Origin of the sequence: Sulfitobacter marinus (genome assembly GCF_900116285.1) — a bacterium.
GTDB lineage: Bacteria > Pseudomonadota > Alphaproteobacteria > Rhodobacterales > Rhodobacteraceae > Sulfitobacter > Sulfitobacter marinus.
Map to the genome: position 1 here is coordinate 78,257 of NZ_FPAJ01000007.1, position 25,147 is coordinate 103,403.

A 25,147-nucleotide genomic window follows, 5' to 3' on the forward strand; every position below is an offset into this window, starting at 1 on the left:
GCCGTTTGATGTGGTTGGGTTGAATTACGCGGACGCGCTCAGATGGCTGCGGCAGGCGGTGATCATCTGCGTCAGTTCACGCCGGTCGCCATATAGCCGCTTTAACGCAGCGGCTAGTACCAATGCTTGGCTATATTGCCGGCTGCGCATCAGGTTTTGAGCTGCGGACAGATCTTGTGTCCACAGTTCTGGCTGGGCGGGCGGTGCGTATTTGGGCGCAGGGGGCTGTTGCTGAGGTTTTCGGACGGGACGGCGGGTCAGGCAAGACGTGGTCATCAGCGAACCTTTCGAGGAGGGCTGAGGCGACGTTGCCTGGAAATCCTTTTCAAAACCTAAACGCGGCTGCGTTGGGACATGAAAATTTATGCGAAACGCGGGTGGGTTTTCGGCGGCTTGCCGGACTGGTTGGGCACGCCATCAATGGGTCGCTTGCACGTTGTGCCAGACCGTGCCTGTAGAGCCAACGAAGATGTCGGTCTAGCATAGGAGTTTAAACGCGGTACAATACTTGAGCTTATCAAGAAGGAAGGCGCAGTATGATTTCCTACGTCACCGTTGGCGCTGATGATATCGCGCGTGCAAAGCGGTTTTATTCGGCGTTTCTGCCAGCCCTTGGTTACGGGCTAAAGGAAGGCCCCGAAGGGCTAAGCTATGCGCTGCCTGTCGAGCCGGGTCAGTCACCGGTTCTGCCGGATTTCTACGTAAAGCCAACCTTTGATGGGGCCCCGGCGACCGCTGGAAACGGTGCCATGACTGCGTTCGAGGCACGCAGCCAAGCCCAGGTTCGCGACCTTCACGCCGCCGCCCTTGCCGCTGGCGGTTCGGATGAAGGCCAGCCGGGTTTTCGCCCGTCATACGGGCCGCATTTTTACGTCAGCTATCTTCGCGACCCTCAAGGCAACAAGATCGCGCTGTTCTCTAGCGATCTGAACGAGCCGGGGCGGGACGGATAACACGGCTCGCGCAGTGCTGCCCTGAATGTGGAAAGGCGAAAAGTAACCAATTAGCTGAATGGTGCGCATTGGTCTCAGCATTTAAAACTCAATGCGGCATCAATCAGGTGCCGCAATTGGCGACTGTGCATCTTTGCGTCGGCACTGGCCATTCCCGGCACCTGTAGTGAGTATCGGGTGATTGATGCCCCGACGATGACAGCGATGAACATGGCCAGACGCTCTTTGACGTGGGCACCGTCCATTCGGGCCTCAAGTGGGTCAATTAATTTGTCGAACAGGGCGACCCGCACACGTTCACCGACAATGGGGTCATCCGCGTTTAGGATAATCATCCGGGTCGTGGAGAACTTGTGATCTTCCGACGTGGGATCCGTGAATTTTTCAATCGCCGTTTCAATTGGGTCATTGGCAGGGTCAAGCAGCTCCGGCCAATTAAGGCATTCTTTTAGGCTCGCATTAAACAGACCCAGCTTGCCGCCGAAGTAGCGTGAAATCAGTGCGACATCGACACCGGCCTGCCCGGCGATTTTTCGTAAGGATGCATTGGAATAGCCGAACTCTCCAAACTGCCGAGTGGCGGATTGTAAAAGCGCGCTGCGTGTATGTTCTGACTTGCTCATGATTTTTTATAGGTCGCTCAATATTTGTCAACAAGTGTTGACTTCATGCGCATGCGCCCCTACCTCCACTGTCAACGATTGTTGACTTATAGGGAAAGCACATGTCCAACACAGCACTTATTACCGGCGCATCTTCTGGCATTGGTCGCGAATTTGCACGGTATCATGCGGCAAAGGGGGGTGACTTGATCATCACAGCGCGTCGGGAGAACAAGCTTAACGAACTCAAAGACGAGCTTGAGAGCAAGCACGGCATTAACGTGAAAACGATCCCGCTTGATTTGGGGGCGCAAGGGGCTGCCAAGGCGCTTTATGATGCCACACAGAGTGCGCAGATTGATATCTTGATCAATAATGCCGGTTTCGGGGGACATGGTACATTCTTGGACCGGGGTCTTGAGGCCGACATGAACATGCTTGATCTCAACGTCGCTGCGTTGGTGCAGCTGTGTCACTTGGTTGGCAAAGATATGGTCGCGCGCGGCAGTGGCAAAGTTCTTAACGTCAGCTCAACGGGGGCTTATCAACCCGGCCCCTTGCAGGCGACATATTTTGCGACCAAAGCGTTTGTGAGCACTCTTTCCCCCGCGCTTGATTTTGAATGGCGCCCCTACGGGGTGACCGTCACGGCGCTAGAACCCGGATTCGTTGATACAGGCTTTGCACAGGCGGCCGCGATGGATCAGCTTGCAATGACACAGGATAACCCGGCAACGCCCGAAAATGTCGCAAAATTCGGGTATGAGGCCATGCTGAAAGGCAAATTGCGGGTCATCAATGATCGGAAAATGCGGTTCATGCTGAACTGGTTGGTCCCCCTTTTGCCACGCCGTATGGTGATGAAAATGGTCTATGATATGCAAATGAAGTAAATCGCAGGACGCGGCAGTACGGCGTCAAACCGGATACGGCCTCCCCCGCAAACACCCCCAAAAAAAATGGCGCGCCTCGCTGAGGCACGCCATTTTTGTTCGTAATAGGCAGAAGGGTTTAGAAGCCCAAACCTGCATATTTGTTTTTGAACTTGGACACGCGGCCGCCGGTATCCATCAAGCGGGATGTGCCGCCGTTCCATGCAGGGTGCACGGAGGGGTCAATATCCAACGCCAGCTGGTCGCCTTCTTTGCCGTAGGTCGATTTCATTTCCACGACGGTGCCGTCTGTCATTTTGACGTTGATCGTGTGGTATTCGGGGTGTGTATCGGCTTTCATGACAGCTCTCCTTACGCGTTCGCGCCAGATTTTGGCTTGTAATGGGCGTTCTCGACAATCCGTGCCGATTTGCCGCGACGGCTGCGCAGGTAATACAGCTTGGCGCGACGGACGCGGCCACGACGGACAACGGTGATGCTTTCGATGTTGGTCGAGTGCAGCGGGAATACGCGCTCTACGCCTTCACCAAAGGAAATCTTGCGCACGGTGAACGAACCGGCAATGCCGTGGCCGTTGTTGCGTGCAATGCAGACGCCTTCGTAGTTCTGAACGCGGGTACGTGTACCTTCGGTCACTTTAAAGCCCACGCGGATGGTGTCACCAGCGCGGAAGTCTGGGATTTCTTTACCCAGTTCGGCGATTTGTTCCGCCTCGATCTGTGCAATCAGGTTCATCTGATCGTCTCCTATGAATGCTCGCGGTTAGTCCACGAAGTTTTGCGCGATCCCATAGCTTCGGTCTGTCTGGCGGGCCTGCCGTAGCACCCCATCGAAGGTAGCATCATCTTTGCTTTGAATTTCTGCGGATGCAGAAAAGGCTGGAGCCGCAAAAGCGATTCCAGACGTAGGCGTCGTATAGGTCGGATATTCCCTTGGATCAAGAGGGTATCACCGCCTAAATGCGTCGCCCTTTAGGTGGTGAAATAGGGGGCCAGATTGCTGCGCACGCGGTCCAGCATGGTGTCGCCGTCCATGTTGGGCACGAACGTCTGGTCGGTGATCGCCTCGTAGGCGTCGATATAGACCTGCGAGGTTGCTGCAATCAGATCGGCGGGAATTTCAGGGATGTTATCCTTGTAAGGGTCGCAGCGCGCATCGACCCACGACCGGATAACATCCTTGTCAAAGGACGGGGGGCGGGTGCCGTTTTCAAGCGCCGCCTGATACCCATCCGCCAGCCAAAAGCGTGAGCTGTCAGGCGTGTGAATTTCATCAGCCAGTAGGATGTTCCCATCGGCATCGGTGCCAAATTCGTATTTCGTATCGACTAGGATCAACCCGTTCTTGGCGGCCATTTCTTGTCCTCGGGCAAACAGCCGCAAGGCGATGTCGCTGATCTGATCCCATTGTGCTTGGGTGAGCAGACCCTGTTCTACGATTTCGGTTTCCGTCAGCGGCGCGTCATGACCGCCATCGAATTCTTTGGACGTGGGCGTGATGATCGCATGGGGCAGCGCCTCATTATCACGCAGCCCGTCGGGGAAGCTGTGGCCGTACATCTGCCGCGCGCCCTTTTTGTACAGCGTCAAAACCGATGTACCGGTGGAGCCGGCCAGATACCCGCGCACCACAATCTCGACGGGCAGGATGGTCAGGCGTTTGCCGATCACCACATTGGGGTCGGGGTATTCCAGCACGTGGTTGGGGCAGATATCTGCGGTGTTATCAAACCAGAACCGCGCCGTTTGGGTCAAAACCTGACCCTTGAACGGGATCGCCGTCAGGATCCGATCAAAGGCCGATATCCGGTCCGATGAGATCAGGATGCGGCGGTCATCTGGCAGATCATAGCAATCGCGCACCTTGCCGAAATAGGGGTTTGGCAGCTCGTCAATGCGGGCGTGGTCAAGGGTGCGGCTGAGGTCGGTCATGATTTGCCCTTTGGTTTTGGCGTGTATTTTGCCCACATATCAGGGCGGCGCTGTTCTGTCAGCCGTTCGCCTTGGGCCAACCGCCATTTCGCGATTTCGCCGTGGTTGCCCGACATCAGAACGGGTGGTATTTCGCGGCCCATCCATTCGGCGGGACGGGTGTATTGGGGATGTTCCAACAGGCCCGAGGAATGGCTTTCCTCGACCGTGCTATCTGCGTTGCCCAGCACACCGGGCAGCAGGCGCACGGTGGCGTCGATCATCGCCTGCGCCGCCAGTTCGCCACCGGTCATGACAAAATCGCCCAAGGACACTTCGGTAATGCCATAGTGTTCGATCACGCGTTCATCGACGCCCTCAAAACGGCCACACAGCATGGTGACGCCCGAACATTTAGCCAGATCGGCGGCCATCGCCTGATCAAAGCGGCGTCCGCGCGGCGACATGTACAGGATCGGCCAACGTCCCGCCGCGCCCGACATGGCTTCTTCGATCGCGGGGCCAACCACATCGGCACGCATGACCATGCCAGCACCGCCGCCTGCGGGCGTGTCATCAACGTTGCGGTGTTTACCAATGCCATAGTCGCGTAGATTATGGGTGCGTAGCTGCCACTTGCCCTCTTGCAGGGCGCGGCCCGTCAGGCTGGCCCCCAGCACGCCGGGGAAAAGTTCGGGGAATAGCGTGACAATCTCGGCCCGCCAAACACCTGCGTAATCGGGGGTGTCTTGCATCAATTCGCGGGGTTTCAGCGTCGGACGTACCGATTGGCGGCCGTGAGAACGGGGCTTTGCGGGCCCGTCAGGGGCGTTTGTCTTGCTTGGCGGTGTTGTCATGTCACATTGGCCTTTTCCAGCACGGCTTTTGCAGGGCCGCGCGGGGTCTGGAACGCCGCCCCATTTTGCAGGCGCGGCTTAATCAGCCTTGGCATCGGGGAGTATCCCATCGGGGGGATCGGCGATAATGCGACCTGTGGCCAGATCGACCGTGGGAACCGCCGCCTTGGTAAAGGGCAGGAACACGGTGGCCGAGGTGCCAGCAAGCTGCGTTTCCAGCAGATCATCCGCGCCGTGGTTTTGAACGGTCTTGACCTTACCGATCAACGTGCCGCCCGTATCAAACACCTCAAGCCCGATCAGGTCGGCATGATAAAACTCATCGTCGGGCAACGAGGGCAGCTGATCCCGCCGGGCAAACAGCACGGTGCCGCGCAGGGCGTCTGCTTCTTCCTTTGACGTCACATCCGTGATGCGGGCGACAAAGCCGTTCTTGATCGGACGCACCAGCGCGATTGCAAAGCTGCGCTTGCCGTCTTCTGATGTCAGGGGGCTGTAGGTTTCGATGTCTTCGGGAACTGCACAATAGCTTTTGACGCGCAATTCGCCGCGCACGCCATATGACCCCGCAATCGCGCCTACGGATACTTTGTCGTTCATTGCAATAACTCCGAATTCACACAGATTGTGCCGGTCCACTGACCTTCACCAGCCCGACATTCGCTTTTCATCAGCGTACGTTCAAACCAGATGCCAATGGCAATACCTAAACCAAGAATAAAGATGAGACGCAGCAATCGGAACATGATCGGCTTTCGGGTCAGGGACGACGTCAGGGCGCGGTCGGTGTCAGAGTGATGAGAAAGTACATCGGACAGCCTGCATTGGCAAAGTGATGCCAGCTGTCGAATACACCTGTAGCTTCCCGGCGCAGCAAAGACCGCGCCGGGGAACCGTTTGATTATTCTGCTGCGGCTTCTTCTGCTGCAGGTTCTTCCGCTGGTGCTGCTGCGGCTTCTGCTGCTGCGGCGGCCTTGGCGGCTTTTTCTTCAACGCGCTCTTGGGCTTTCTTGCCCGGTGTACCCTTCTTGGGGTTGTTGCGCTCTGTCTTTGGGGTCACGCCTGCGGCTTCGAGCATACGTGCAACACGGTCTGTTGGCTGTGCGCCTTTGCTCATCCAATACTGAACGCGTTCAACGTCCATTTTCACGCGCTCTTCGCTGTCTTTGGCCAGCAGAGGGTTATATGTGCCCAGCTTTTCAATAAAGCGGCCATCGCGTGGCATGCGGCTGTCGGCAGCAACGATACGGTAGAACGGGCGCTTTTTGGAACCGCCACGGGCGAGACGAATTTTCATGGACATGATGTATTTCCTTTGGGTTTAGGTGTGGTGGGTTTCACCCACCCTACGACTGGTGTTGTTTGTGGTGCTGAATGACTTCAGCGATGATGAAGTTCAGAAACTTCTTGGCGAATTCGGGATCGAGGTCAGCCTCTTTCGCCAAATCTTCGAGACGTGCGATCTGACCGGCTTCGCGGTTCGGATCGGACGGGGGAAGGTCGTGTTCAGCTTTGAGTTTCCCCACAGCCTGAGTGTGTTTGAACCGCTCGCCCAGCGTGTAAACAAGGATTGCATCTAGGCGGTCGATGCTCGCGCGGTGTTCTTTAAGAACCTCGGCGGCCAATTTAGCACTATTGGTCATTACAGCCCCAATTCATCGACGGTCGCGCCGTTGAACATCGGCTTGGTGAACGAACGGTCATAACGACGGATGCATTTGGTCGCCTTGGCGTGCTCATAGGCGCGCAGGCATTCAGGATCGTCCCACATCTTTGCGCGGTACGCCTCGTAATCGGCGAGCGACGCAAAGGAAAAGTGGCAATAGGCGATGTCGTTGGGGCCTTCATGCGGCATATGATAGCCGTGATGGATGCCGCCCAGCTTCACCACAAGGTGCAGCCACGCTTTTGCATAGATTTCGAATTCCGGTAATTTGTCGGGGTCGATTTCATATCTGACGGTGCAACTGATCATTTCTTTTTCCCAAATCCTGACAGGCCGCCGGGCAGGCCCATGCCGCCGCCCATACCGCCCATGTCGGGCAGCTTGCCGCCCATTTGTTTCGCCGCGGCTTCAAGCGCTTTGGGGTCCATGCCTTGGGCCATGGCCGCAGGGTCCATGCCGCCTTTGCCGCCCATCATGCCCTTCATGGCTTGTTTGAGCATGCCGCCTTTGCCCATCTTTTTCATCATATCGCTCATCTGGCGCTGCATCTTCATCAGCTTGTTCAACTCGGACACTTCGAGGCCGGCACCCTTAGCGATACGTTTCTTGCGGCTGGCTTGCAGCAGCGCGGGGTTGGCGCGCTCTTTCTTGGTCATGGATTGGATCAGGGCAATCTGGCGCTTGAGCACCTTGTCGTCAAAGCCCGCTTCTTCGACCTGTTTGGCCATTTTACCCATGCCGGGCATCATGCCCATCATGCCTTGCATGCCGCCCATCTTGAGCATCTGTTCAAGCTGCATTTTCAGGTCGTTCATATTGAACTGACCCTTGGCCATGCGGCGCATCATCTTTTCGGCTTGTTCGGCCTCGATGGTTTCTTGGGCTTTTTCAACAAGGGCGACAATGTCACCCATGCCAAGGATACGACCCGCGATGCGTTCAGGTTCAAACGTCTCGAGCGCGTCCATCTTTTCGCCAAGACCGACGAATTTGATCGGCTTGCCAGTGACGGCGCGCATGGACAGGGCCGCACCACCGCGACCGTCGCCGTCCATGCGGGTCAGGACCACGCCGGAAATGCCGATGCGGTCGTTGAAGTTTTCAGCTGTTTGCACGGCGTCCTGGCCGGTCAGGCCATCGACCACCAGCAGTGTTTCGCGCGGGTTGGACACGTCGCGGACGGCTTCGACCTGTTGCATCAACTCTTCGTCGATGGACAGGCGACCCGCAGTATCCAGCATATAGACGTCATAGCCGCCCATGGCGGCTTGGGTCTTCGCGCGTTTGGCGATCTGGACGGGGTTTTCGCCCTTAACGATGGGCAGGGTATCAACGCCGATTTGCACACCGAGAATCGCCAGCTGTTCCATCGCGGCGGGGCGGTTAACGTCAAGTGACGCCATCAGCACGCGTTTGCCGTCGCGGTCTTTGAGACGTTTTGCCAGCTTGGCAGTCGTTGTCGTCTTACCGGACCCTTGCAGACCAACCATCAGAATCGGGGCAGGGGCGTTGTCGATTTTCAGCGAGCCGGGCTCGCCTTCGCCGCGGAGCACGTCAATCAGAGTGTCATGGACAATCTTGACGACCTGTTGACCGGGGGTGATCGATTTGGTGACCGCTTGGCCGGTGGCTTTGTCTTGGACGGCTTTGACGAAATCACGGGCGACGGGCAGGGATACGTCAGCCTCAAGCAGGGCGACGCGAACTTCGCGTAGGGCGGTTTTGACGTCTTCTTCGGACAGCGCCCCTTGTTTGGTGAGGCGGTCAAAGACGCCGGAAAGGCGTTCGGATAGATTCTCAAACATGGGCCATGGCCCCCTTCGGTCGGTTGCGGATGATCCTAATCTAGGAAGCCCGCGTTAAATACACAAATGCCCCCACGGGCGTAACACGCTGGTGGGGGGCGATCTCTGGCCGCGCCAGAGACCGGAAGGCATAGTGCTTCCGGGATTTGTGGGTCGTTTAAGTGAGGGGCGGGTTTGAGTCAACCCGCCCGTCGTGCCCGGTGATCAGGCGGCCAATGCGTCAATGGCGTCGTTGGCGCGCGCCATCGTGCCGTCGGGGTCTTTGGCTAGCGCATCTGCGGAAACGATGGTGACGTCGGTCATGCCCATAAAGCCAAGAACAGTTTTCAGGTAGCTGGTGTTGAAATCCGCAGGGGATCCAGCTGGAACGCCGCCCGATGCCATCGCGATGATCACGCGTTTGCCTTTGACCAGACCTTCGGGGCCGGTTTCGGTATAGCGGAAAGTCACGCCGGTGCGGGCGATCAGATCGATCCATGCCTTCAGGGATGCAGGCACGCTGAAGTTATAGAGAGGCGCACCAATAACGATTGTATCTGCGGCCAACAGCTCGGCGACCAGTTTGTCGGATTCGATCAAAGCCTCGGCTTGCTCGGGGGAGCGGGCCTCGGCCGGGGTAGCGCGGGCAACGGCCCATGTTCCGGTGATTTGCGGCAGCGGTTCCAGTGCAAGGTCGCGCACGGTTACATCTGTATCGCCCAGCGTGGCGATGATGCGGTCGGTCATGGCGCGGGTTACGGAATCGGTGGTGTTGGCAGAGGAGTCGACGCGTAGAATAGACATGGGAGATGTCCCTTATTTTGAGTTTCTGTTCCCTGATCTAGATGCGCCTTGCACGGGCGGACGCAACTTGCGAAAACCGCGTAGGATCTGTTCGATTTTGCACATATTTTCGTTTGAAAGGGTGCCGCAGTGGATAATTGGGATGAGATTAAGACAGCTTATCAAGTCGCGCGCATGGGCACAGTGAGCGGCGCTGCCGAAGTTTTGGGCGTGCATCATGCCACCGTGATCCGCCATATTGATGCATTAGAGGCGCGCCTGTCCGTCAAACTGTTCCAGCGGCATGCCCGTGGCTACAAGGCAACCGAGGCGGGGGAGGACCTGTTGCGCGTGGCGCAGGCGACGAACGATCAGTTCAGCCAGTTGGCCAACCGCATTAAGGGGCGCGGAGAGAGCGTATCAGGCGAGCTGGTCGTGACGTCCTTATTAGGGCTTGCCGATTGGGTCACGCCCTTGCTGGTTGAATTCCAAAAGCAGAACCCGGAAATTTCCATCCGTTTCCTGACTGGCGAACGACTGTTCCGGCTTGAGTACGGCGAAGCGCATGTGGCGATCCGCGCGGGCAAAGTGCCAGAGCAGCCGGACAACGTCGTGCAGCCCTTCAGGGCGCTTAGGGTCGGGCTGTTTGCGCATCGCAGTTATATCGAGGCGTTTGGCAAGCCATCGGGGGTCGAGGATTACGGAAACCACCGTTTTGTTGTTCACGACGACATGGAGAACCGCGCGCCGTTCTTTCAGTGGATGCGAGCCGTGGTGCCGAAAAGCGCGATGACCTTTCGCTGTCTGGATTCAAATGCGCTGACAACGGCCATTCGCAGCGGTGCCGGTATCGGGTTTGTTGGATACGAGGAAGTGCTGGATGATCCCGATCTGATCGAGGTTCATCCGCAGTTGCCTGAATGGGATTCAGCACTGTGGCTTGTTACCCATGTCGATTTGCACCGAACGCCCAAGGTTCAGGCGCTGCTGAAATTCTTGAAAGACAGCGCAAAGGTGCAATCTGGTGCGGCCTGATATTCAGGGGCATCTGGCAATGCTCACGTTCTCGGCTTTGGTGGCGGGGGCATTTTCATTGGGGTCGATGTCGGCGAACATGATATCGCCTGCTGCGTTGAATGCTGCTAGGTTTGTTATTGCGGGGGCTGTGATTGCTGTTGCGGTTGCCGCGACGACGGGGATCACACGTGAAGCCGCCCGTGCGCCGTGGCGCTACGTGATATTGGGCGGGCTTTTCGCCGTCTATTTTGTGCTGATGTTCGAGGGGTTGAAAACTGCGCAGCCCGTTAGTGCTGCGGCGGTTTTCACACTCACCCCTGTCATTGCGGCAGGTTTTGGTTGGCTGTTGTTGAGGCAGAAAACAACGTTGCGGATGGCCTTGGCGCTGGCCATCGGTGCGATTGGGGCGCTTTGGGTTATTTTCCGCGCAGATATCGCCGCCCTACAACGGTTTGAGGTCGGGCGCGGCGAGGCGGTGTATCTTATCGGCTGTGTCAGCCACGCGCTTTATACGCCAATGGTGCGCAAGCTGAACAGGGGCGAGCCTGCGGTGGTGTTCACATTGGGGACGCTTATCGGTGGTGGGGCGTTGATCTTTATCTATGGGTGGCGTGATGTGCTGGGCACGAACTGGCTGGCGCTGCCGCCTATCGTTTGGATAACGATCCTTTATGTCTCGGTGGCGGCGTCCTCTGCCACGTTTGTTTTGCTGCAGTTTGCGTCGCTGCGACTGCCCTCGGCCAAGGTGATGGCCTATACCTATCTGACACCAAGCTGGGTGATTTTGTGGGAGGTCGCGTTGGGCAATGGCACGCCATCGACGATTGTATTGGGGGGCGTGGGGTTAACGATACTGGCGCTGTACCTTTTACTGCGGAATGACCAAGTTTTGACCTAACGTGATAAATAAATAAACAAATTTGGGAACCGATGCGTTTGCCAAGGAGTTATCATCACGGAAAGTTAATAAAGGAATGGTTACATGCGTAGCATTATCTATCTAATCGGTCTGGTCGTAGTTGTACTTGCCATCTTGCGCTTTGCGTTTGGCATTATCTAACTACATCAAGCATGGCTCTTTCGTGTTATTACCTCGTCACGGAAGAGCCAGCAAAACCTACTCCAACTCGATTGCTTCAGCGTTTGACGATTCCGCTTTAATCTCCGCTGCCAGAAACTTTTCAAAATCATCCAGATTTACCGGGTCAAACTGACCAAACCCTTGCATCCACACCGATGGCGACTGCAGTGCAGAGGGTTCAAGTTTGCACCACTTAAGGCGACCACGCTTTTCCTGCGCGATCAGGCCTGCCCGTTCCAACACGCCCAGATGCTTGGAAATCGCGGCAAGGGACATATCAAACGGCTCGGCGACATCCGTCACGGCCATGTCATCCTCTAGCAACATCGACAGAATGGCCCGACGGGTCGGGTCAGCAAGGGCTGCGAATATGGAGTCTAGCTGGGCGGACATGGTGCTTCTTTGTTACCGGTTAAGGGGTGTGGATTAGCTTTCAGATATCCATAGCGGATCGGACCCTCAACCAAAAGGTTGAATAACAATCAGGCGCGATTTCGGGCGGTTTTGACTCCGTGGCGGGGCTTTTTCATCTGTTTTGAATTTGCAAAATAAAGCAAAATCAATTGGATACACGAGTATTCAATCCTGTTGACTCGGCTGGGCAGTAAAAGTAGCTAAGCACCAACACATCCACGGGGATTTTTGGCGTGACCGATCCGGACCAACAGCAGCGACTAAAGCAGCTTGAGGCCAAGATCGCGGCGGCAAAGCAAGCGCAAGCACCAAAGCCCCGCGTGGATGAGCATTATTCTCAGGCATCGCTCGCCTGGCGGATGGTGATTGAGCTTTGCGCCGGTCTTGGGATCGGTTTTGGCATCGGGTATACGTTGGATTGGTTCTTTGGAACGCTCCCGATATTCATGGTGCTGTTTGTAATGCTGGGCCTTGCGGCTGGGGTAAAGACGATGCTCCGCTCTGCGCAAGAAATCCAGGAAAAGAAGATGGCCGAAACGGTCGAAGAAGATAAAGGGCCCTGACATGGCGGCAGAAGCACACGGCGAAGAAGCGGGCGGCTTGGTTTTCCACCCGATGGATCAGTTCATCGTTAAGCCGTTCTTTGGCGATGGCGCTGTTTCTTGGTACACGATCACCAACGCAACCGTTTGGATGGCTCTGGCTGTTCTGGCCGTGTTCGCCTTGCTGGTTCTGGGCACCTCAAAACGGTCGGTTATCCCGACACGCTTGCAGTCGGTAGCCGAGCTTGCCTACGGCTTTATCTACAAGATGGTCGAAGACATTTGCGGTAAAGAAGGGGTTAAATATTTCCCCTACATTATGACACTGTTCATGTTCATCGTATTCGCGAACTTCCTTGGCCTGCTGCCAATGGCGTTCACGCCAACATCGCATATCGCTGTCACTGCGATCATGGCCTTTGCAGTATTCTTTGCCGTTACCATTCTGGGCTTCGTCAAAAACGGCGCGTCTTTCTTGGGCTTGTTCTGGGTCTCCAGCGCACCGCTTGCACTGCGCCCTATTCTGGCACTGATCGAAGTGATCTCGTATTTCGTGCGCCCGGTCAGCCACTCCATTCGTTTGGCGGGTAACATGATGGCTGGTCACGCCGTGATCAAAGTTTTCGCAGGCTTCGCCGCGATTGCAGCCATCGCGCCTTTGTCCGTCGTGGCAATCACCGCGATGTATGGCCTCGAAATCCTGGTGTCCTTTATCCAGGCCTACGTGTTCACCATTCTGACGTGTGTCTATCTGAAAGACGCGCTTCATCCGCATCACTAACAACGGGCGTGGGTCATTCTGACCTGCCCCACTTCATCACCTCAATTCCATCGTAAGGAGAATTCTCATGGAAGGCGATATCGTACAAATGGGCGCATACATTGGCGCGGGTCTGGCATGCATGGGCATGGGCGGCGCGGCAGTCGGTGTGGGCAACGTTGCAGGCAACTACCTTGCCGGCGCACTGCGCAACCCTTCGGCAGCTGCTGGTCAGACTGCAACACTGTTCATCGGCATCGCGTTTGCAGAAGCCCTGGGGATCTTCTCGTTCCTCGTTGCTCTGCTGTTGATGTTCGCCGTTTAAGCGTCAGACTGACACTTCCTTACGCTTCGGGCAGCGCGTTACGGCGCGCTGCCCAAGGGATTTGAACGTTTTGACAGGAGGCCACAATGGCAACTGAACCAATTGATATGGAAGTCGCTGGCATGTGTGTCAACGAATTCGGCGGTGCCATTGGCATGCCCCAACTTTGCGGCGAATGGTTCGGCAACCAGATCTTCTGGCTGGTCGTGGCGCTTGTTGCGATCTACTTCATTCTATCCCGGATTGCTTTGCCGCGCATTGGATCGGTTTTGGCTGAACGCCAAGGCACAATCACCAATGACATCGCTGCTGCCGAAGACCTTAAGGTCAAGGCAACAGAGGCAGAAGCCGCATATGATAAAGCGCTGATCGATGCCCGCGCCGAGGCGCACCGCATCGTTGCAGCCGCAAAAGCAGATATTCAAGCCGATCTGAACAAGGCAATTGCGCAAGCAGACGCCGAGATCGCCGAGAAAGCTGCTGAATCCGAAAAAGCCATCTCTGAAATTCGCGCAAGCGCCATGCAAAACGTCGAAGAGGTGGCAAAAGACACCGCTCAGGCGATTGTGGCAGCCTTGGGTGGTTCCGCAGATGCGAAAACTGTTTCCGCGGCCGTCGAAGCCCGGATGAAAGGATAAGCCATGCGTTTGACTTTCTCAGCTTTGATTGCAGGCCTGGTGGCATCACCGGCTTTTGCAGCGGGCGACGTTTTCTTTTCGCTGAACAACACAGACTTCATCGTGTTGCTCGCGTTCATTCTGTTCATCGGTGTTTTGTTCTATTTCAAAGTACCTTCGTTGTTATCGGGCATGCTCGATAACCGGGCGGAAGGGATCAAGTCGGAACTGGACGAAGCCCGTGCCCTGCGTGAAGAAGCGCAGACACTTTTGGCCAGCTACGAGCGCAAGCAGCAAGAAGTCAAAGATCAAGCCGACCGGATTGTAACAGCTGCAAAAGCTGAAGCGACCGAAGCTGCGGATCAAGCCCGTGCCGATCTGGAGAAATCCATCGAGCGTCGTTTGGCCGCCGCCGAAGAGCAAATCGGTTCGGCACAAGCTGCTGCCGTGAAAGAAGTACGTGACCAAGCGATTGTGATCGCTGTTGCCGCTGCAAAGGAAGTCATCGCCAAGAAGATGACCGCCGCAGAGGGCAATGCCTTGATCGCAAGCGCAATCGCGGATGTAGATTCCAAGCTGCACTAAGCTTAGCTATCTTAACGAAAGGCCTCGGATACTCTCCGGGGCCTTTTGCGTTTGTGGCTAGTTTTCTAAAGGTCAGTCTTGCTGCGTCTCGTGTTGTAGTCGTTGATGCGCAACAACTTCGTTACGCTCTGCCCGTTGCTGATCGCGTAGCGCGTTCTCCACATAGTTCAGATGTGCTTCGACAGCGGCGCGGGCGGCAACGGGATCACGGGCCTGAAGCGCATCATTGATCGCGCGGTGCTGATCCAGAAGGGCAGACCGCGTAGTGCGCTGTTTGAACATCACCTGCCGGTTATAGAACACGCCACCTTGCAGCAGGTCGTACATCGACCGCATCATATGCAGCATCACGACGTTATGGCTCGCTTCGATAATGGCCATGTGGAACTGCGCATCCAGCTGTGCTTCGTCCTCGGCTGCGCGGGTATCTTGGGCGGTTTCCATCTTGCGAAAGGTGGTGTCGACAACCTTTAGATCCGTGTCTGACGCCAAACGTGCCGCGCGTTCTGCGGCTAGGCCTTCCATGTCGCGGCGGAAAGACAGATAGTCGAACACCGCCTCGTCGTGGCGCGAGAATAGTTCGATCAGCGGTGCCGAAAAGGCCCCACCGAGCACGTCTGCCACATAGACGCCGGCACCGGGTTTGGCGATCAGCAGTCCCGATTTGTCGAGCTGTGCAATCGCATCGCGCAGGGACGGGCGCGACACATCAAGCCGTTTGGCCAGTTCACGTTCTGCCGGTAAGCGTTCCCCGGGGCGTAATATGCCGCGCAGGATCAGCTGCTCGACCTGCCGCACGACGGCATGCGATAGCTTTTCTGACGATACAGGCTGAAATGGCATGAAATGACCTCTCGAATTGGTCAAATTATATGACCGGCAGGGGGCAGCGACAATATCTTTGTCAGTGTTTCACCCGCTGTTAATCGCTGTGGCGTACCGATTGGGCATGAGAAACATATATTTGCTTGTCCTTATCGTTTTTAGCTTGGCCGCGTGCAACACAGCCGGCCCGCATTTCAGGGGGCTGACTGCCACTAGGGTTGCCGTTGACGGGTCCGTGTTTGATGTACGGGTTCGGGGAAACCTGGCCGAAGCGATGCGCATAAATTTCGAATACGCGCCCCGTTTAGGTCCGATCACGGATCGGGCTGCTTTTGCGATGTCTGCGGTCAGCGGCTGTGACGTGACGGAGGTGTGGGGCGATCAGGCATTGGCCACGGGCGTTCTGGCATGCCCAACCTCAGGCGCGCCTCGCGCAGTACGCCCACCCATCAAGTGCAGCTTGTCGGCCCAAACGCCGACCAATTCAGAAAATCCAGCGATGCACAGTTTGTCGTGTAATACCGGGATCTAGCGCAATATCTTGTGGATAAGCGGAGACTACCCTCTTTCCCTAGCGTCTTTGGATTGACAGGACGCGATGCATCACGCCTACTTGCATGCATCTTGGGAATCAGACAAGCGAGGGCAATTGCGGTTTTCCAAACTCAGACTGACGGGCTTTAAAAGCTTTGTTGATCCAACGGACCTGATCATCGCAGATGGTCTGACAGGTGTGGTTGGCCCCAATGGCTGTGGCAAATCGAACCTGCTCGAGGCATTGCGGTGGGTGATGGGGGAAAACCGTCCGACTGCCATGCGCGGTGGCGGCATGGAAGATGTGATCTTTGCCGGTGCCTCGACCCGCCCTGCGCGCAACTTTGCCGAAGTCGCCCTGCATATCGACAACACCGAACGACTGGCCCCGGCTGGGTTCAACGATGCCGATCAGATTGAAATCGTGCGCCGTATCACGCGGGATGTTGGCAGTGCCTATAAGGCGGCTGGCAAAGACGTACGCGCCCGCGATGTCCAGATGCTGTTTGCAGATGCCTCGACCGGGGCGCATTCGCCAGCCTTGGTACGGCAAGGCCAGATTTCGGAACTGATCAACGCCAAACCCAAGAACCGCCGCCGCATTCTGGAAGAGGCTGCCGGGATTTCTGGGCTATATGCGCGGCGCCACGAGGCCGAGCTGAAACTGAATGCTGCCGAGGCAAACCTCGCCCGTGTTGATGATGTGATTGAACAGCTGGCGGCGCAATTGGCGCAGCTCGCGCGTCAGGCGCGGCAAGCGGCGCGGTATCGTGAAATCGGGAATGACCTGCGCAAATCCGAAGGTATGCTCTTGTACCGTCGTTGGCGCGAAGCTGATGATGCGCGTGCGGCCGCGGCCGACGAGCTGCGCATTCGTGTGACCGAGGCGGCGCAAGCCGAAGGCGCGGTGCGCCAGGCCGCCAAGGCGCGTCAAAGCGCCGAGGATGCATTGCCGCCGTTACGCGAAGAGGATGCGATTGCGGCGGCTGTTGTTCAGCGTCTTGGGGTGCAACGCGATACCCTTGCCGATCAAGAAGCCCGCGCGCAGGAAACTATTGATGCGCTGACCAATCGGATCGCGCAACTGACCCGTGATATCGAACGCGAGGCTGGGTTGAACCGCGATGCGGGCGACACAATCCAACGGCTTGAGTGGGAATCAAAAGAGCTTGAGAAAGCAGGGTCCGGCCATGCGGCGGCGCTGGAAGCCACGGCTGAAACCGCCCGCGAGGCCGCATCGGTTCTGCAAAGCCATGAAGCGGCATTGTCGCAAATGACCGAGGACGTTGCCCGCCTTGCGGCGCGGCACGGATCGGCGGAACGTCTGCTGGGCGACAGCCGTAAAACCTTGGCCAAGTCAGAGAGCGAGGCCGAAAAGGCACGCGATGCTGTCGCGCAAAGCAAGGCTGCGTTGGTGAAGGCTGCGGCTGATTTCGATGCGGCAAAGACCGCCGAGGCTGCCGCCGCGCAGCAGGCTGCGGCTGCGGAAACGGCCCTGAACGAGGCGGAAGAGCAGCGTGCGCTAACGCAAAGCCGGGAGGCAGAAGCACGCGCAGAACGGTCGGAAGCGGAAGGCGAGATGAACGCCCTGCGCGCCGAAGCCGGTGCGCTGGCCAAACTGGTGGAACGGGACACTGCCGAAGGTGGGCAGATATTGGACCGCTTGCAGGTCGAACACGGATTCGAAAAGGCGCTTGGTGCGGCATTGGCTGATGATCTGCGTGCGCCTCAGGTTAACGCAGATGGCCCATCGGGCTGGGCCGTATTGCCTGCCTATGATGTGGTGCAACCGCTGCCCGACGGGGTGACGGCGCTGACGGCCCATGTGTCCTTGCCCGATGTTCTGGCCCGCAGAATGAGTCAGATCGGCCTTGTAGAGGCGGACGACGGACCACGGTTGCAGGCAGCATTGCGCCCCGGACAACGTTTGGTGTCGCCCGAGGGGGATTTGTGGCGTTGGGACGGTTTCCGGGCATGGGCAGAGGATGCGCCATCCGCCGCTGCGCTGCGTTTGCAACAGATTAACCGGCTCGAAGTGTTGAAGCAGTCGTTGGAGCAGGCCAGTCAGCGTGCCGATGGCGCGCGGGATGCGCATGAAGCATTGCAACAGACCCTGAGTGCGCAAACTCAGGCGGACAAGCTGGCCCGCGATGCCCGCCGGGATGCTGATCGGGCGGTTGCGGATGCTGGCCGTGCGCTGAGTCGGGCCGAGGCCGATCGCAATCTCGCAGAGGGCCGGCTGGAGAGCCTTGGGCTGGCGGTATCGCGCCACGAGGAAGAAGCCATGACTGCGCGCCAATCCGTGACCGAGGCCGAGCGCGCGCTTTCCGAGCTTGATGATGTGGCTGAGGCCCGCGAAGGTGTTGAAACTTTGCGGATGACGGTGGAAGGCGCGCGGATTGCGATGATGTCGCGCCGGTCTGCCCATGATGAATTGCGTCGCGAGGGCGATGCCCGGTTAAAGCGCGCGCAAGAAGTGACCAAAGAATTGAGCGGCTGGCGTCATCGTTTGGACACGGCTGAAAAGCGTAGCGCCGAGCTCGTGGAACGGAAGATTACATCAGAGGCCGAATTGAAAGACGCGAGTGCCGCACCCGCCGAGATCGCAGCCAAGCGTGATGAGTTAACCCAAGCGATCACCGCAGCAGATGCGCGCAAGGCAGAGGCGGCGGATCGTTTGTCGCTGGCCGAGGGCCTGCTGCGCGAGGCGACAGTGGCCGAGCGGGATGCAGAACGGCTGGCATCAGAGGCGCGCGAAGCGCGTGCCCGCTCTGAGGCGCGCGGGGATGCGGCCAAAGAAACGGTGGCCTATGCTGCGGAACGCATCGCCGAAGATCAGCAGATGACGCCCAATCAGTTGTTGGCATCACTGGACATGGACCCTGAAAAAATGCCGGGATCTGATGCGTTGGAGGCTGATGTGAACCGGCTGAAACGCCAGCGAGAGGCGTTGGGTGCCGTGAACCTGCGCGCCGAAGAAGATGCCCGCGAAGTTCAGGAAGAGCATGATAACCTAGCCACCGAGAAAGAAGACCTGACCGAGGCGATCAAGACATTGCGCAGTGGCATTTCCAGCCTGAACCGAGAGGGGCGCGAGCGTCTTTTGACGGCGTTTGAACAGGTCAATAACAACTTTTCGATGCTGTTTAGGCATCTGTTTAATGGCGGTGAAGCGAATTTGGTCATGGTTGAATCCGACGATCCGTTGGAGGCCGGGCTTGAGATTATGTGCCAGCCTCCGGGCAAAAAGCTGAGCACGCTGAGCCTGTTGTCCGGGGGGGAGCAAACCCTGACCGCAATGGCGTTAATCTTCGCGGTATTCTTGGCCAACCCGGCCCCAATTTGTGTGCTGGACGAGGTTGACGCACCGCTGGACGACGCCAACGTGACGCGGTTTTGCGATCTACTGGACGAAATGTGTCGCCAGACCAATACGCGGTTTTTGATCATCACCCACCACGCAGTTACCATGGCCCGGATGGACCGGCTGTTTGGCGTCACGATGGCCGAACAGGGCGTTAGCCAACTGGTGTCGGTTGATCTGAAGAAAGCCGAAACACTCGTCGCCTAGAGCAAGTACAGGGGCTAACCCCGTCCGTGCGGCGCGTAGAAGTCGATATTGGGATTGATCGGTATGATCCGGTTCGGGTTTATCGTCTCATGGCTATAATGATAATGGCGCACGATGTGATCCATCCTTACCGTGTCGTGCACACCGGGCATCTGGTATAATTCGCGTGTATAGGCCCAGAGGTTCGGGTAATCGATGATCCGCTTGCGATTGCATTTGAAATGCGTGTGGTAGACGTTGTCGAACCGCACCAGCGTCGTGAACAACCGCCAGTCAGCCTCTGTCAGGGTGTCGCCCATCAGATATCTATTGTCGGCCAAAATCCCCTCAATCCAGTCGAGGCTGCCAAAGAGAGGGTGAACCGCTTCGTCATAGGCGGCTTGGGTCGTGGCGAAGCCGCATTTATAGACGCCATTATTGACGGTGTCATAGACGCGGCTGTTAACCGCTTCGATGTCATCGCGCAGGTGTTCGGGCCAGTAATCTGCGCTGTTGCAGGTGATCGCGTTAAACGCGCTGTTGAACATCCGGATGATTTCAGAAGATTCGTTTGAAACGATCGTCTCGTTGGTTTTGTCCCATAGAATAGGCACGGTCACGCGGCCGCTGAACTTTGGATCTGCGCGGGTATAGATGTCGCGAGCATAGGGGTAGTCAAACAACGTGTCACCTGTGGCACCGGGGAAATCCGTTGCGAATTCCCAACCCTCGCCCAGCATATCGGGGTGAACGGCCGAGATCGAGATGTGATCCTCGAGACCCTTGAGCGCGCGGAAGATGAGCGCTCGATGCGCCCACGGACAGGCATAGCTTACATACAGATGATACCGTCCGCTTTCGGCTTTGAACCCGCCATCGCCGCTGGGGCCAGCGCTGCCATCTGCTGTCACCCAATTGCGAAATTTCGCGGCCGAGCGTTCGAACTTCCCGCCAGAGGATTTCGTATCGTACCATTGGTCTTTCCAGACGCCATCTACCAAAAGGCCCATTGATCACTCCTTTACTTTGTGAGGCTAAGCTATCGCGCTGTAAGATTATGGCCACAGGTATGCGCGCACATCAGCGTCTGCAAAGATGCACCACTGTTATCTTTTTCCAAGCACCAGTTGATTTCGCGCAGCTTCACGTCATCTTGGTTAACAATGGGGGTGTAATATGGAAATTTCTCTGCCAAAGGAAATCCAAGCCGGATTAGATGCGGCGCGCATGAAGAGCTTGCGCAAGGCATCTAAGCTGCGGATTGATGTAAATGGAACGCAGCATCGGGTGCTACGCCATTGGAAAACCGGTTTTTCAATGGAAGCTGAAACCGCGCCACGGGTACGTGGATTGGTGGATCTGTACGATGGGTCAATCCATCTGTTTCAGTGCTTGATCGTCGCCGCCCAAAGAGAAGGCAGCGAGATGCAATTCGAGTTCAAGCGCGCGACCAAAGTCTCGCAGCAGCCAGCGCTTGATTTTGTGCGGGCAAATGATGCGCCCGTGGCATTGATTGCCAAGGGCACACCGGTTTAGCTTTACTGAAGGTCGCTGAACGCGTCACGCAGCCGATTGCAGGCTTCTTCGATACGCGCGCGGGGCGTCGCGATGTTAAAGCGCAGGAATGTATCGCCGCCTTTGCCAAAGGTTGTGCCGTGGTTCGCTGCAATGGCGGCGGTTTCTTCGACCCGTTTGGTGAACTCATCCCGGTCCATGCCTGTTCCGTCGAAGTCGACCCATGCCAAATAGGTTGATTCCAGCGGCGTCGACTGTAGTCCGGGAATGGCATTGATGGTGGCATCGAAAATACGGCGATTGTCATTCAGATAGGTAACCAGCTCATCCACCCATGCAGCCCCTTCGGGCGAATAGGCGGCTGTGGCCATGACCAACCCAAATGAATTTGGGGAAATCCCCATCGCATTCATTCGTTTGGCAAAAGTCGCGCGCAGCTTGGGGTCTTGGATAATCACATTGCCGCAATGCCCGCCCGCGATGTTAAAGGTCTTTGTTGTCGCGGTCATCATCACCAGACGATCCTGTACATTGTCCATCAATGCCATCGGTGTATGGGTAATGCCGGGCATGACCAGATCGTGATGGATTTCATCAGACACCAAAATCAGATCGTGACGCTTGGCAAAGGCAACAACCTGCGCCAGTTCGTCTTTGGTCCAAACGCGGCCGCCCGGATTGTGTGGCGAACAGAACACCAGCATGGTCTCATCGCCTGTCATCTGGGCGTCATACGCGTCAAAATCCAGCTCGTACCGGCCATCATTGTTCGCCATCGCACATTCAACAACCTTGCGGTCCGAAGCGGCGATCACCCGCGCAAAAGCGTGATAAACGGGGGTGAACAGGACTACACCATCGCCGGGCTTGGTAAAGGCGTCGATGCACATCGAGGTGCCGTTGACCAACCCATGTGTCGTAAAGATCCAGTCCTGTTTGATTTTCCAGCCGTGACGGTTTTCCATCCACCACTGGATCGCGGACAGATATTGGCTGTCATCGCCAAAGTAGCCGTACACGCCATGGTCCAACATGCCTTGGAGCGCGTCTTGCACAACCGCGGGCGGGCGGAAATCCATATCAGCGACCCACATGGCAATGCCAGTGTCCGCTGGCACGCCGTAAATCGGCTCCATCTTGTCCCATTTAGCGCAATGGGTGCCGCGGCGGTCGATGATCTCGTCAAAACTCATAGGTCGCTCCTGAAATATTTCGCCTGCAAGCTAAACCTAATCTGCCTGACCGCAAGCCCTGAGGTTGCGATGTGACACCGGTTGGCCTAAATCACATGCATGAAACGTAACATTCTTCTTCACCCCGACCCACGCCTGAAAAAGGTCTGCGCCCCTGTCACGAATATGACGGATGAATTGCGCGCTTTGGCAGATGATATGCTGGCCACGATGTATGACGCACCGGGCATTGGCCTTGCCGCCCCGCAGGTGGGCGTTCTTGACCGGCTGATCGTTATGGATTGCGTCAAGGAAGAAGGCGAAGCGCCGCGTCCTTTGATCATGTTCAACCCTGAAATCATCGCGGGGTCAGACGATTTGAACACCTACGAGGAAGGGTGTTTGTCGATTCCTGATCAATATGCCGATGTGACCCGCCCGGCCGAGGTCGACGTGCGCTGGATTGACCGGGACGGCAACGAACAGACCGAGACGTTCAGCAAGCTGTGGGCCACCTGCGTACAGCACGAGATTGACCATCTCGATGGCAAGCTTTTCATCGATTACCTCAAGCCGTTGAAGCGCCAGATGATCACCCGTAAAATGACCAAGCTAAAACGCGAACTGGCCCGCGCATGAGCGTGCTGGACATTGTGATCTGGCCAGACGCCCGGCTGACGCAGGTTTGCAAGCCGGTCGACATTATCACGCCCGAGATTGTGCAGTTGATGGCCGATATGTTTGACACGATGTATGATGCCCCCGGGCGCGGCTTGGCGGCCCCTCAGGTGGGGCGGAGCGAACGGATTTTCGTCTTTGACGCGGGCTGGAAAGAGGGCACGCCAACCCCGATCGCTTGTGTAAATCCACAGATTATAGCACTCTCTGATGAACGTTTGACGGGGGAGGAAGGGTGCCTTTCGATTCCCGGTGTTCCGATGGATGTCGACCGCGCGGCTTCGGTGACTTTGCGCTGGACTGACCTTGAAGGCACTCAGGAGCGTAGCTTTTCCGGGGCTGAGGCGGTGATCGTTCAGCATGAATACGACCATCTGGACGGCATCGTAATCTATGATCGTGTGGAAAAGGATACGACCCAATGACGGTTCGGAAAATTGTGCCATGGCCCAATGTTTGCTTGCGTACAGCCGCGGCGGATGTGCCCGATATTACAGATGAAATTCGCGGTCTGTGGGATGATATGATTGACACGATGGACGCTATGCCCGGTGTTGGCCTTGCCGCGCCGCAGATCGGGGTGATGCTGCGGGTTGCGGTGGTCGATGCATCGCAAGGGCGGGACAAGCGGATCAGGCTGGCCAACCCCGAGATTTTGGATGCCTCCGCGATCATGAACGAACACGACGAAGCAAGCCCAAACCTGCCCGGTGTGTCGGCCAAGGTAAAGCGACCACGCGGCGTGACGGTGCGCTATCTTGATGAGAACGGCGTTATCACACGTCGTGATTTTGTCGGGCTCGAGGCCACAAGCGTACAGCACCAGATCGACCATTTGGCGGGCAAGATGTATTTCGATAACCTGAGCAAAACCCGCCGGGATATGCTGCTGCGCAAGGCGCGGAAATTCAAAGGATAGCCACATGCGCGTGATCTTTATGGGAACGCCCGAATTTTCAGTGCCGGTGCTGGATGCGCTGGTATTGGCGGGGCATGATGTCGTGTGTGTCTATTGCCAGCCGCCGCGCCCCGCAGGCCGTGGGAAAAAGGACCGCGCCAGCCCTGTTCAAGCACGGGCAGAGGCCTTGGGCTTGCCTGTCCGGCATCCCGTTTCGCTTAAAACGCCCGAGGCGCAGGCGGAATTTGCCGCGCTCAATGCCGATATCGCGGTGGTCGTCGCCTATGGCCTGATCCTGCCGCAAGCCATCCTTGATGCGCCAGCGCAGGGATGTGTGAATATTCACGCCAGTCTGCTGCCGCGCTGGCGCGGTGCTGCACCCATTCACCGCGCTATTATGGCCGGTGACGCGGAAACCGGCGTTTGCATCATGCAGATGGAGGCTGGTTTGGACACAGGCCCTGTGCTTTTGCGCGAGGCGACGCCGATCCGGGCGACCGAAACCACAATTCAGTTGCACGACCGGCTGAGTGAGATGGGCGCACGTTTGATTGTGGATGCCTTGGCAAAGCTGCCTGATCTGGTGCCTGAACCGCAGCCCGAGGGTGGCGTGACCTATGCCGCCAAGATCGATAAATCCGAGGCACTGATTGACTGGACCAAACCCGCAGTCGAGGTCGACCGTCTGATCCGTGGGCTGTCACCCTTTCCCGGTGCGTGGTTCGATCTGGATGGGACACGGATCAAGGTGCTGGGATCATCCCTTGCAGATGGCAGCGGTACGGCTGGCGAGGTGTTGGACGCAAGCCTGCGGGTTGCCTGCGGAACGGGGGCCGTCCAACTGACACGCTTGCAACGTGCGGGCAAAGCGGCCCAAGATATCGATGTGTTTCAGCAAGGCGCGCAAATCGTGCCGGGCACGATTTTGGGCAAAGGATAACGCTATGTTTCCATCGATAATCGGCACCGTCGTGATCGCAGGGATCGTTGGTTACCTGGCGGAAAAGTCGGGTTTTACCCGCAACGGGATTCTGGCGTCGATCATCATATGTGTGGGCGGCGCGTTTCTGTTTTACTTTGTGCGCTTGATGTTCGGGTTCGGGTTCAATTCACCGGGGCTGAACGCGATTGTTTCATCCATCGGCGCGCTGATTATTGTCCCGTTCCACTGGCGTCGCAAATAGCC

32 protein-coding genes are annotated in these 25,147 nt (G+C 57.0%); 16 read left to right on the top strand and 16 right to left on the bottom strand.

The window, feature by feature from the left end; all coding sequences use genetic code 11:
- Positions 1–24 precede the first annotated feature (24 nt).
- Positions 25–276: a hypothetical protein gene (locus tag BM347_RS17475; protein ID WP_139226520.1), complete on the bottom strand. Its 252-nt coding sequence runs from the start codon at positions 274–276 to the stop codon at positions 25–27.
- A 260-nt stretch (positions 277–536) separates the two neighbouring features.
- Between BM347_RS17475 and BM347_RS16195 the strand changes: the two genes are divergently transcribed.
- Complete coding sequence (locus BM347_RS16195) at positions 537–953, top strand: VOC family protein (RefSeq protein WP_093917549.1); 417 nt, start codon at positions 537–539, stop codon at positions 951–953.
- Between the two features lie 74 nt (positions 954–1,027).
- Here BM347_RS16195 and BM347_RS16200 read toward each other — a convergent pair whose 3' ends face one another.
- Positions 1,028–1,576, bottom strand: coding sequence for a TetR family transcriptional regulator (locus BM347_RS16200; RefSeq protein ID WP_093917550.1), 549 nt, complete (start codon positions 1,574–1,576; stop codon positions 1,028–1,030).
- A gap of 101 nt (positions 1,577–1,677) precedes the next feature.
- Between BM347_RS16200 and BM347_RS16205 the strand changes: the two genes are divergently transcribed.
- A complete protein-coding gene (locus BM347_RS16205; RefSeq protein WP_093917551.1) occupies positions 1,678–2,448 on the top strand; it encodes an SDR family NAD(P)-dependent oxidoreductase in 771 nt (256 codons plus the stop codon).
- Positions 2,449–2,566: 118 nt separating this feature from the next.
- Here BM347_RS16205 and rpmE read toward each other — a convergent pair whose 3' ends face one another.
- The 10 genes from rpmE to BM347_RS16255 form a co-directional block, all read right to left on the bottom strand.
- The gene (rpmE, locus tag BM347_RS16210; RefSeq protein ID WP_093917552.1) at positions 2,567–2,788 is read right to left on the bottom strand and encodes a 50S ribosomal protein L31; all 222 of its coding nucleotides are present in this window, start codon (positions 2,786–2,788) and stop codon (positions 2,567–2,569) included.
- Positions 2,789–2,799: 11 nt separating this feature from the next.
- On the bottom strand, positions 2,800–3,183 hold the full coding sequence (gene rplS / locus BM347_RS16215; protein WP_093917553.1) for a 50S ribosomal protein L19: 384 nt from the start codon (positions 3,181–3,183) through the stop codon (positions 2,800–2,802).
- A gap of 236 nt (positions 3,184–3,419) precedes the next feature.
- A complete protein-coding gene (locus BM347_RS16220) occupies positions 3,420–4,379 on the bottom strand; it encodes a phosphoribosylaminoimidazolesuccinocarboxamide synthase (protein WP_093917554.1) in 960 nt (319 codons plus the stop codon).
- Positions 4,376–5,215: a tRNA (guanosine(37)-N1)-methyltransferase TrmD gene (gene trmD / locus BM347_RS16225; protein WP_093917555.1), complete on the bottom strand. Its 840-nt coding sequence runs from the start codon at positions 5,213–5,215 to the stop codon at positions 4,376–4,378. Before trmD ends, BM347_RS16220 begins: the two co-directional genes overlap by 4 nt.
- Before the next feature lie 78 nt (positions 5,216–5,293).
- Entirely contained in the window at positions 5,294–5,815 is a 522-nt protein-coding gene (rimM, locus tag BM347_RS16230; RefSeq protein WP_093917556.1) for a ribosome maturation factor RimM, read from the bottom strand.
- A gap of 301 nt (positions 5,816–6,116) precedes the next feature.
- A complete protein-coding gene (gene rpsP / locus BM347_RS16235; protein WP_093917557.1) occupies positions 6,117–6,518 on the bottom strand; it encodes a 30S ribosomal protein S16 in 402 nt (133 codons plus the stop codon).
- Positions 6,519–6,561: 43 nt separating this feature from the next.
- Positions 6,562–6,858 carry a chorismate mutase gene (locus BM347_RS16240; RefSeq protein ID WP_093917558.1) on the bottom strand — a complete coding sequence of 99 codons (297 nt, stop codon included), beginning with the start codon at positions 6,856–6,858 and terminating at the stop codon, positions 6,562–6,564.
- Complete coding sequence (locus BM347_RS16245) at positions 6,858–7,190, bottom strand: NIPSNAP family protein (RefSeq protein ID WP_093917559.1); 333 nt, start codon at positions 7,188–7,190, stop codon at positions 6,858–6,860. Before BM347_RS16245 ends, BM347_RS16240 begins: the two co-directional genes overlap by 1 nt.
- A complete protein-coding gene (gene ffh, locus BM347_RS16250; protein ID WP_093917560.1) occupies positions 7,187–8,686 on the bottom strand; it encodes a signal recognition particle protein in 1,500 nt (499 codons plus the stop codon). Before ffh ends, BM347_RS16245 begins: the two co-directional genes overlap by 4 nt.
- 204 nt (positions 8,687–8,890) lie before the next feature.
- The gene (locus BM347_RS16255) at positions 8,891–9,469 is read right to left on the bottom strand and encodes an FMN-dependent NADH-azoreductase (RefSeq protein WP_093917561.1); all 579 of its coding nucleotides are present in this window, start codon (positions 9,467–9,469) and stop codon (positions 8,891–8,893) included.
- 129 nt (positions 9,470–9,598) lie between these two features.
- On the opposite strand from BM347_RS16255, the gene BM347_RS16260 reads away from it, so the two are divergent.
- Positions 9,599–10,483 (top strand): LysR family transcriptional regulator, encoded by an 885-nt coding sequence (locus BM347_RS16260; protein ID WP_093917562.1) that lies wholly within the window; start codon positions 9,599–9,601, stop codon positions 10,481–10,483.
- Positions 10,473–11,363 (top strand): DMT family transporter, encoded by an 891-nt coding sequence (locus BM347_RS16265; protein WP_093917563.1) that lies wholly within the window; start codon positions 10,473–10,475, stop codon positions 11,361–11,363. Before BM347_RS16260 ends, BM347_RS16265 begins: the two co-directional genes overlap by 11 nt.
- Before the next feature lie 219 nt (positions 11,364–11,582).
- Here BM347_RS16265 and BM347_RS16270 read toward each other — a convergent pair whose 3' ends face one another.
- Positions 11,583–11,939 carry an ArsR/SmtB family transcription factor gene (locus tag BM347_RS16270; RefSeq protein ID WP_093917564.1) on the bottom strand — a complete coding sequence of 119 codons (357 nt, stop codon included), beginning with the start codon at positions 11,937–11,939 and terminating at the stop codon, positions 11,583–11,585.
- Between the two features lie 254 nt (positions 11,940–12,193).
- Here BM347_RS16270 and BM347_RS16275 point away from each other — a divergent pair, with 254 nt between their 5' ends.
- From BM347_RS16275 to BM347_RS16295, 5 genes are all read left to right on the top strand, one after another.
- Positions 12,194–12,523, top strand: a complete 330-nt coding sequence (locus BM347_RS16275; protein WP_093917565.1) for an AtpZ/AtpI family protein — start codon at positions 12,194–12,196, stop codon at positions 12,521–12,523.
- A 1-nt stretch (position 12,524) separates the two neighbouring features.
- The gene (locus BM347_RS16280; RefSeq protein ID WP_093917566.1) at positions 12,525–13,283 is read left to right on the top strand and encodes a F0F1 ATP synthase subunit A; all 759 of its coding nucleotides are present in this window, start codon (positions 12,525–12,527) and stop codon (positions 13,281–13,283) included.
- Between the two features lie 67 nt (positions 13,284–13,350).
- Complete coding sequence (locus tag BM347_RS16285; RefSeq protein ID WP_008227326.1) at positions 13,351–13,587, top strand: F0F1 ATP synthase subunit C; 237 nt, start codon at positions 13,351–13,353, stop codon at positions 13,585–13,587.
- Positions 13,588–13,673: 86 nt separating this feature from the next.
- Entirely contained in the window at positions 13,674–14,225 is a 552-nt protein-coding gene (locus tag BM347_RS16290) for a F0F1 ATP synthase subunit B' (protein WP_093917567.1), read from the top strand.
- A 3-nt stretch (positions 14,226–14,228) separates the two neighbouring features.
- Positions 14,229–14,789 carry a F0F1 ATP synthase subunit B gene (locus BM347_RS16295; protein ID WP_093917568.1) on the top strand — a complete coding sequence of 187 codons (561 nt, stop codon included), beginning with the start codon at positions 14,229–14,231 and terminating at the stop codon, positions 14,787–14,789.
- Positions 14,790–14,861: 72 nt separating this feature from the next.
- Here the strand turns inward: BM347_RS16295 and BM347_RS16300 are convergent, their stop codons facing one another.
- On the bottom strand, positions 14,862–15,632 hold the full coding sequence (locus BM347_RS16300; protein WP_093917569.1) for an FCD domain-containing protein: 771 nt from the start codon (positions 15,630–15,632) through the stop codon (positions 14,862–14,864).
- Between the two features lie 631 nt (positions 15,633–16,263).
- Between BM347_RS16300 and smc the strand changes: the two genes are divergently transcribed.
- Positions 16,264–19,719, top strand: coding sequence for a chromosome segregation protein SMC (gene smc / locus BM347_RS16310; protein WP_093917625.1), 3,456 nt, complete (start codon positions 16,264–16,266; stop codon positions 19,717–19,719).
- A gap of 14 nt (positions 19,720–19,733) precedes the next feature.
- Here the strand turns inward: smc and BM347_RS16315 are convergent, their stop codons facing one another.
- The gene (locus tag BM347_RS16315; RefSeq protein WP_093917570.1) at positions 19,734–20,708 is read right to left on the bottom strand and encodes a glutathione S-transferase family protein; all 975 of its coding nucleotides are present in this window, start codon (positions 20,706–20,708) and stop codon (positions 19,734–19,736) included.
- Between the two features lie 166 nt (positions 20,709–20,874).
- Here BM347_RS16315 and BM347_RS16320 point away from each other — a divergent pair, with 166 nt between their 5' ends.
- Complete coding sequence (locus BM347_RS16320; RefSeq protein ID WP_093917571.1) at positions 20,875–21,234, top strand: hypothetical protein; 360 nt, start codon at positions 20,875–20,877, stop codon at positions 21,232–21,234.
- Between the two features lie 2 nt (positions 21,235–21,236).
- On the opposite strand, the gene BM347_RS16325 is transcribed toward BM347_RS16320, so the two are convergent.
- On the bottom strand, positions 21,237–22,406 hold the full coding sequence (locus tag BM347_RS16325) for a MalY/PatB family protein (RefSeq protein WP_093917572.1): 1,170 nt from the start codon (positions 22,404–22,406) through the stop codon (positions 21,237–21,239).
- Positions 22,407–22,505: 99 nt separating this feature from the next.
- Between BM347_RS16325 and def (BM347_RS16330) the strand changes: the two genes are divergently transcribed.
- Genes def (BM347_RS16330) through BM347_RS16350 form a run of 5 tightly spaced genes read left to right on the top strand, consistent with a single transcriptional unit; the run spans position 22,506 to position 25,145 of the window.
- The gene (gene def, locus BM347_RS16330) at positions 22,506–23,024 is read left to right on the top strand and encodes a peptide deformylase (protein WP_093917573.1); all 519 of its coding nucleotides are present in this window, start codon (positions 22,506–22,508) and stop codon (positions 23,022–23,024) included.
- Positions 23,021–23,488, top strand: a complete 468-nt coding sequence (gene def / locus BM347_RS16335; protein ID WP_093917574.1) for a peptide deformylase — start codon at positions 23,021–23,023, stop codon at positions 23,486–23,488. Before def (BM347_RS16330) ends, def (BM347_RS16335) begins: the two co-directional genes overlap by 4 nt.
- The gene (gene def, locus BM347_RS16340) at positions 23,485–23,982 is read left to right on the top strand and encodes a peptide deformylase (protein WP_093917575.1); all 498 of its coding nucleotides are present in this window, start codon (positions 23,485–23,487) and stop codon (positions 23,980–23,982) included. The genes def (BM347_RS16335) and def (BM347_RS16340) overlap by 4 nt, the downstream gene beginning before the upstream one ends.
- 4 nt (positions 23,983–23,986) lie before the next feature.
- Complete coding sequence (gene fmt / locus BM347_RS16345; RefSeq protein ID WP_093917576.1) at positions 23,987–24,901, top strand: methionyl-tRNA formyltransferase; 915 nt, start codon at positions 23,987–23,989, stop codon at positions 24,899–24,901.
- Positions 24,902–24,905: 4 nt separating this feature from the next.
- Positions 24,906–25,145, top strand: coding sequence for a hypothetical protein (locus BM347_RS16350; protein WP_093917577.1), 240 nt, complete (start codon positions 24,906–24,908; stop codon positions 25,143–25,145).
- Positions 25,146–25,147: the final 2 nt, after the last annotated feature.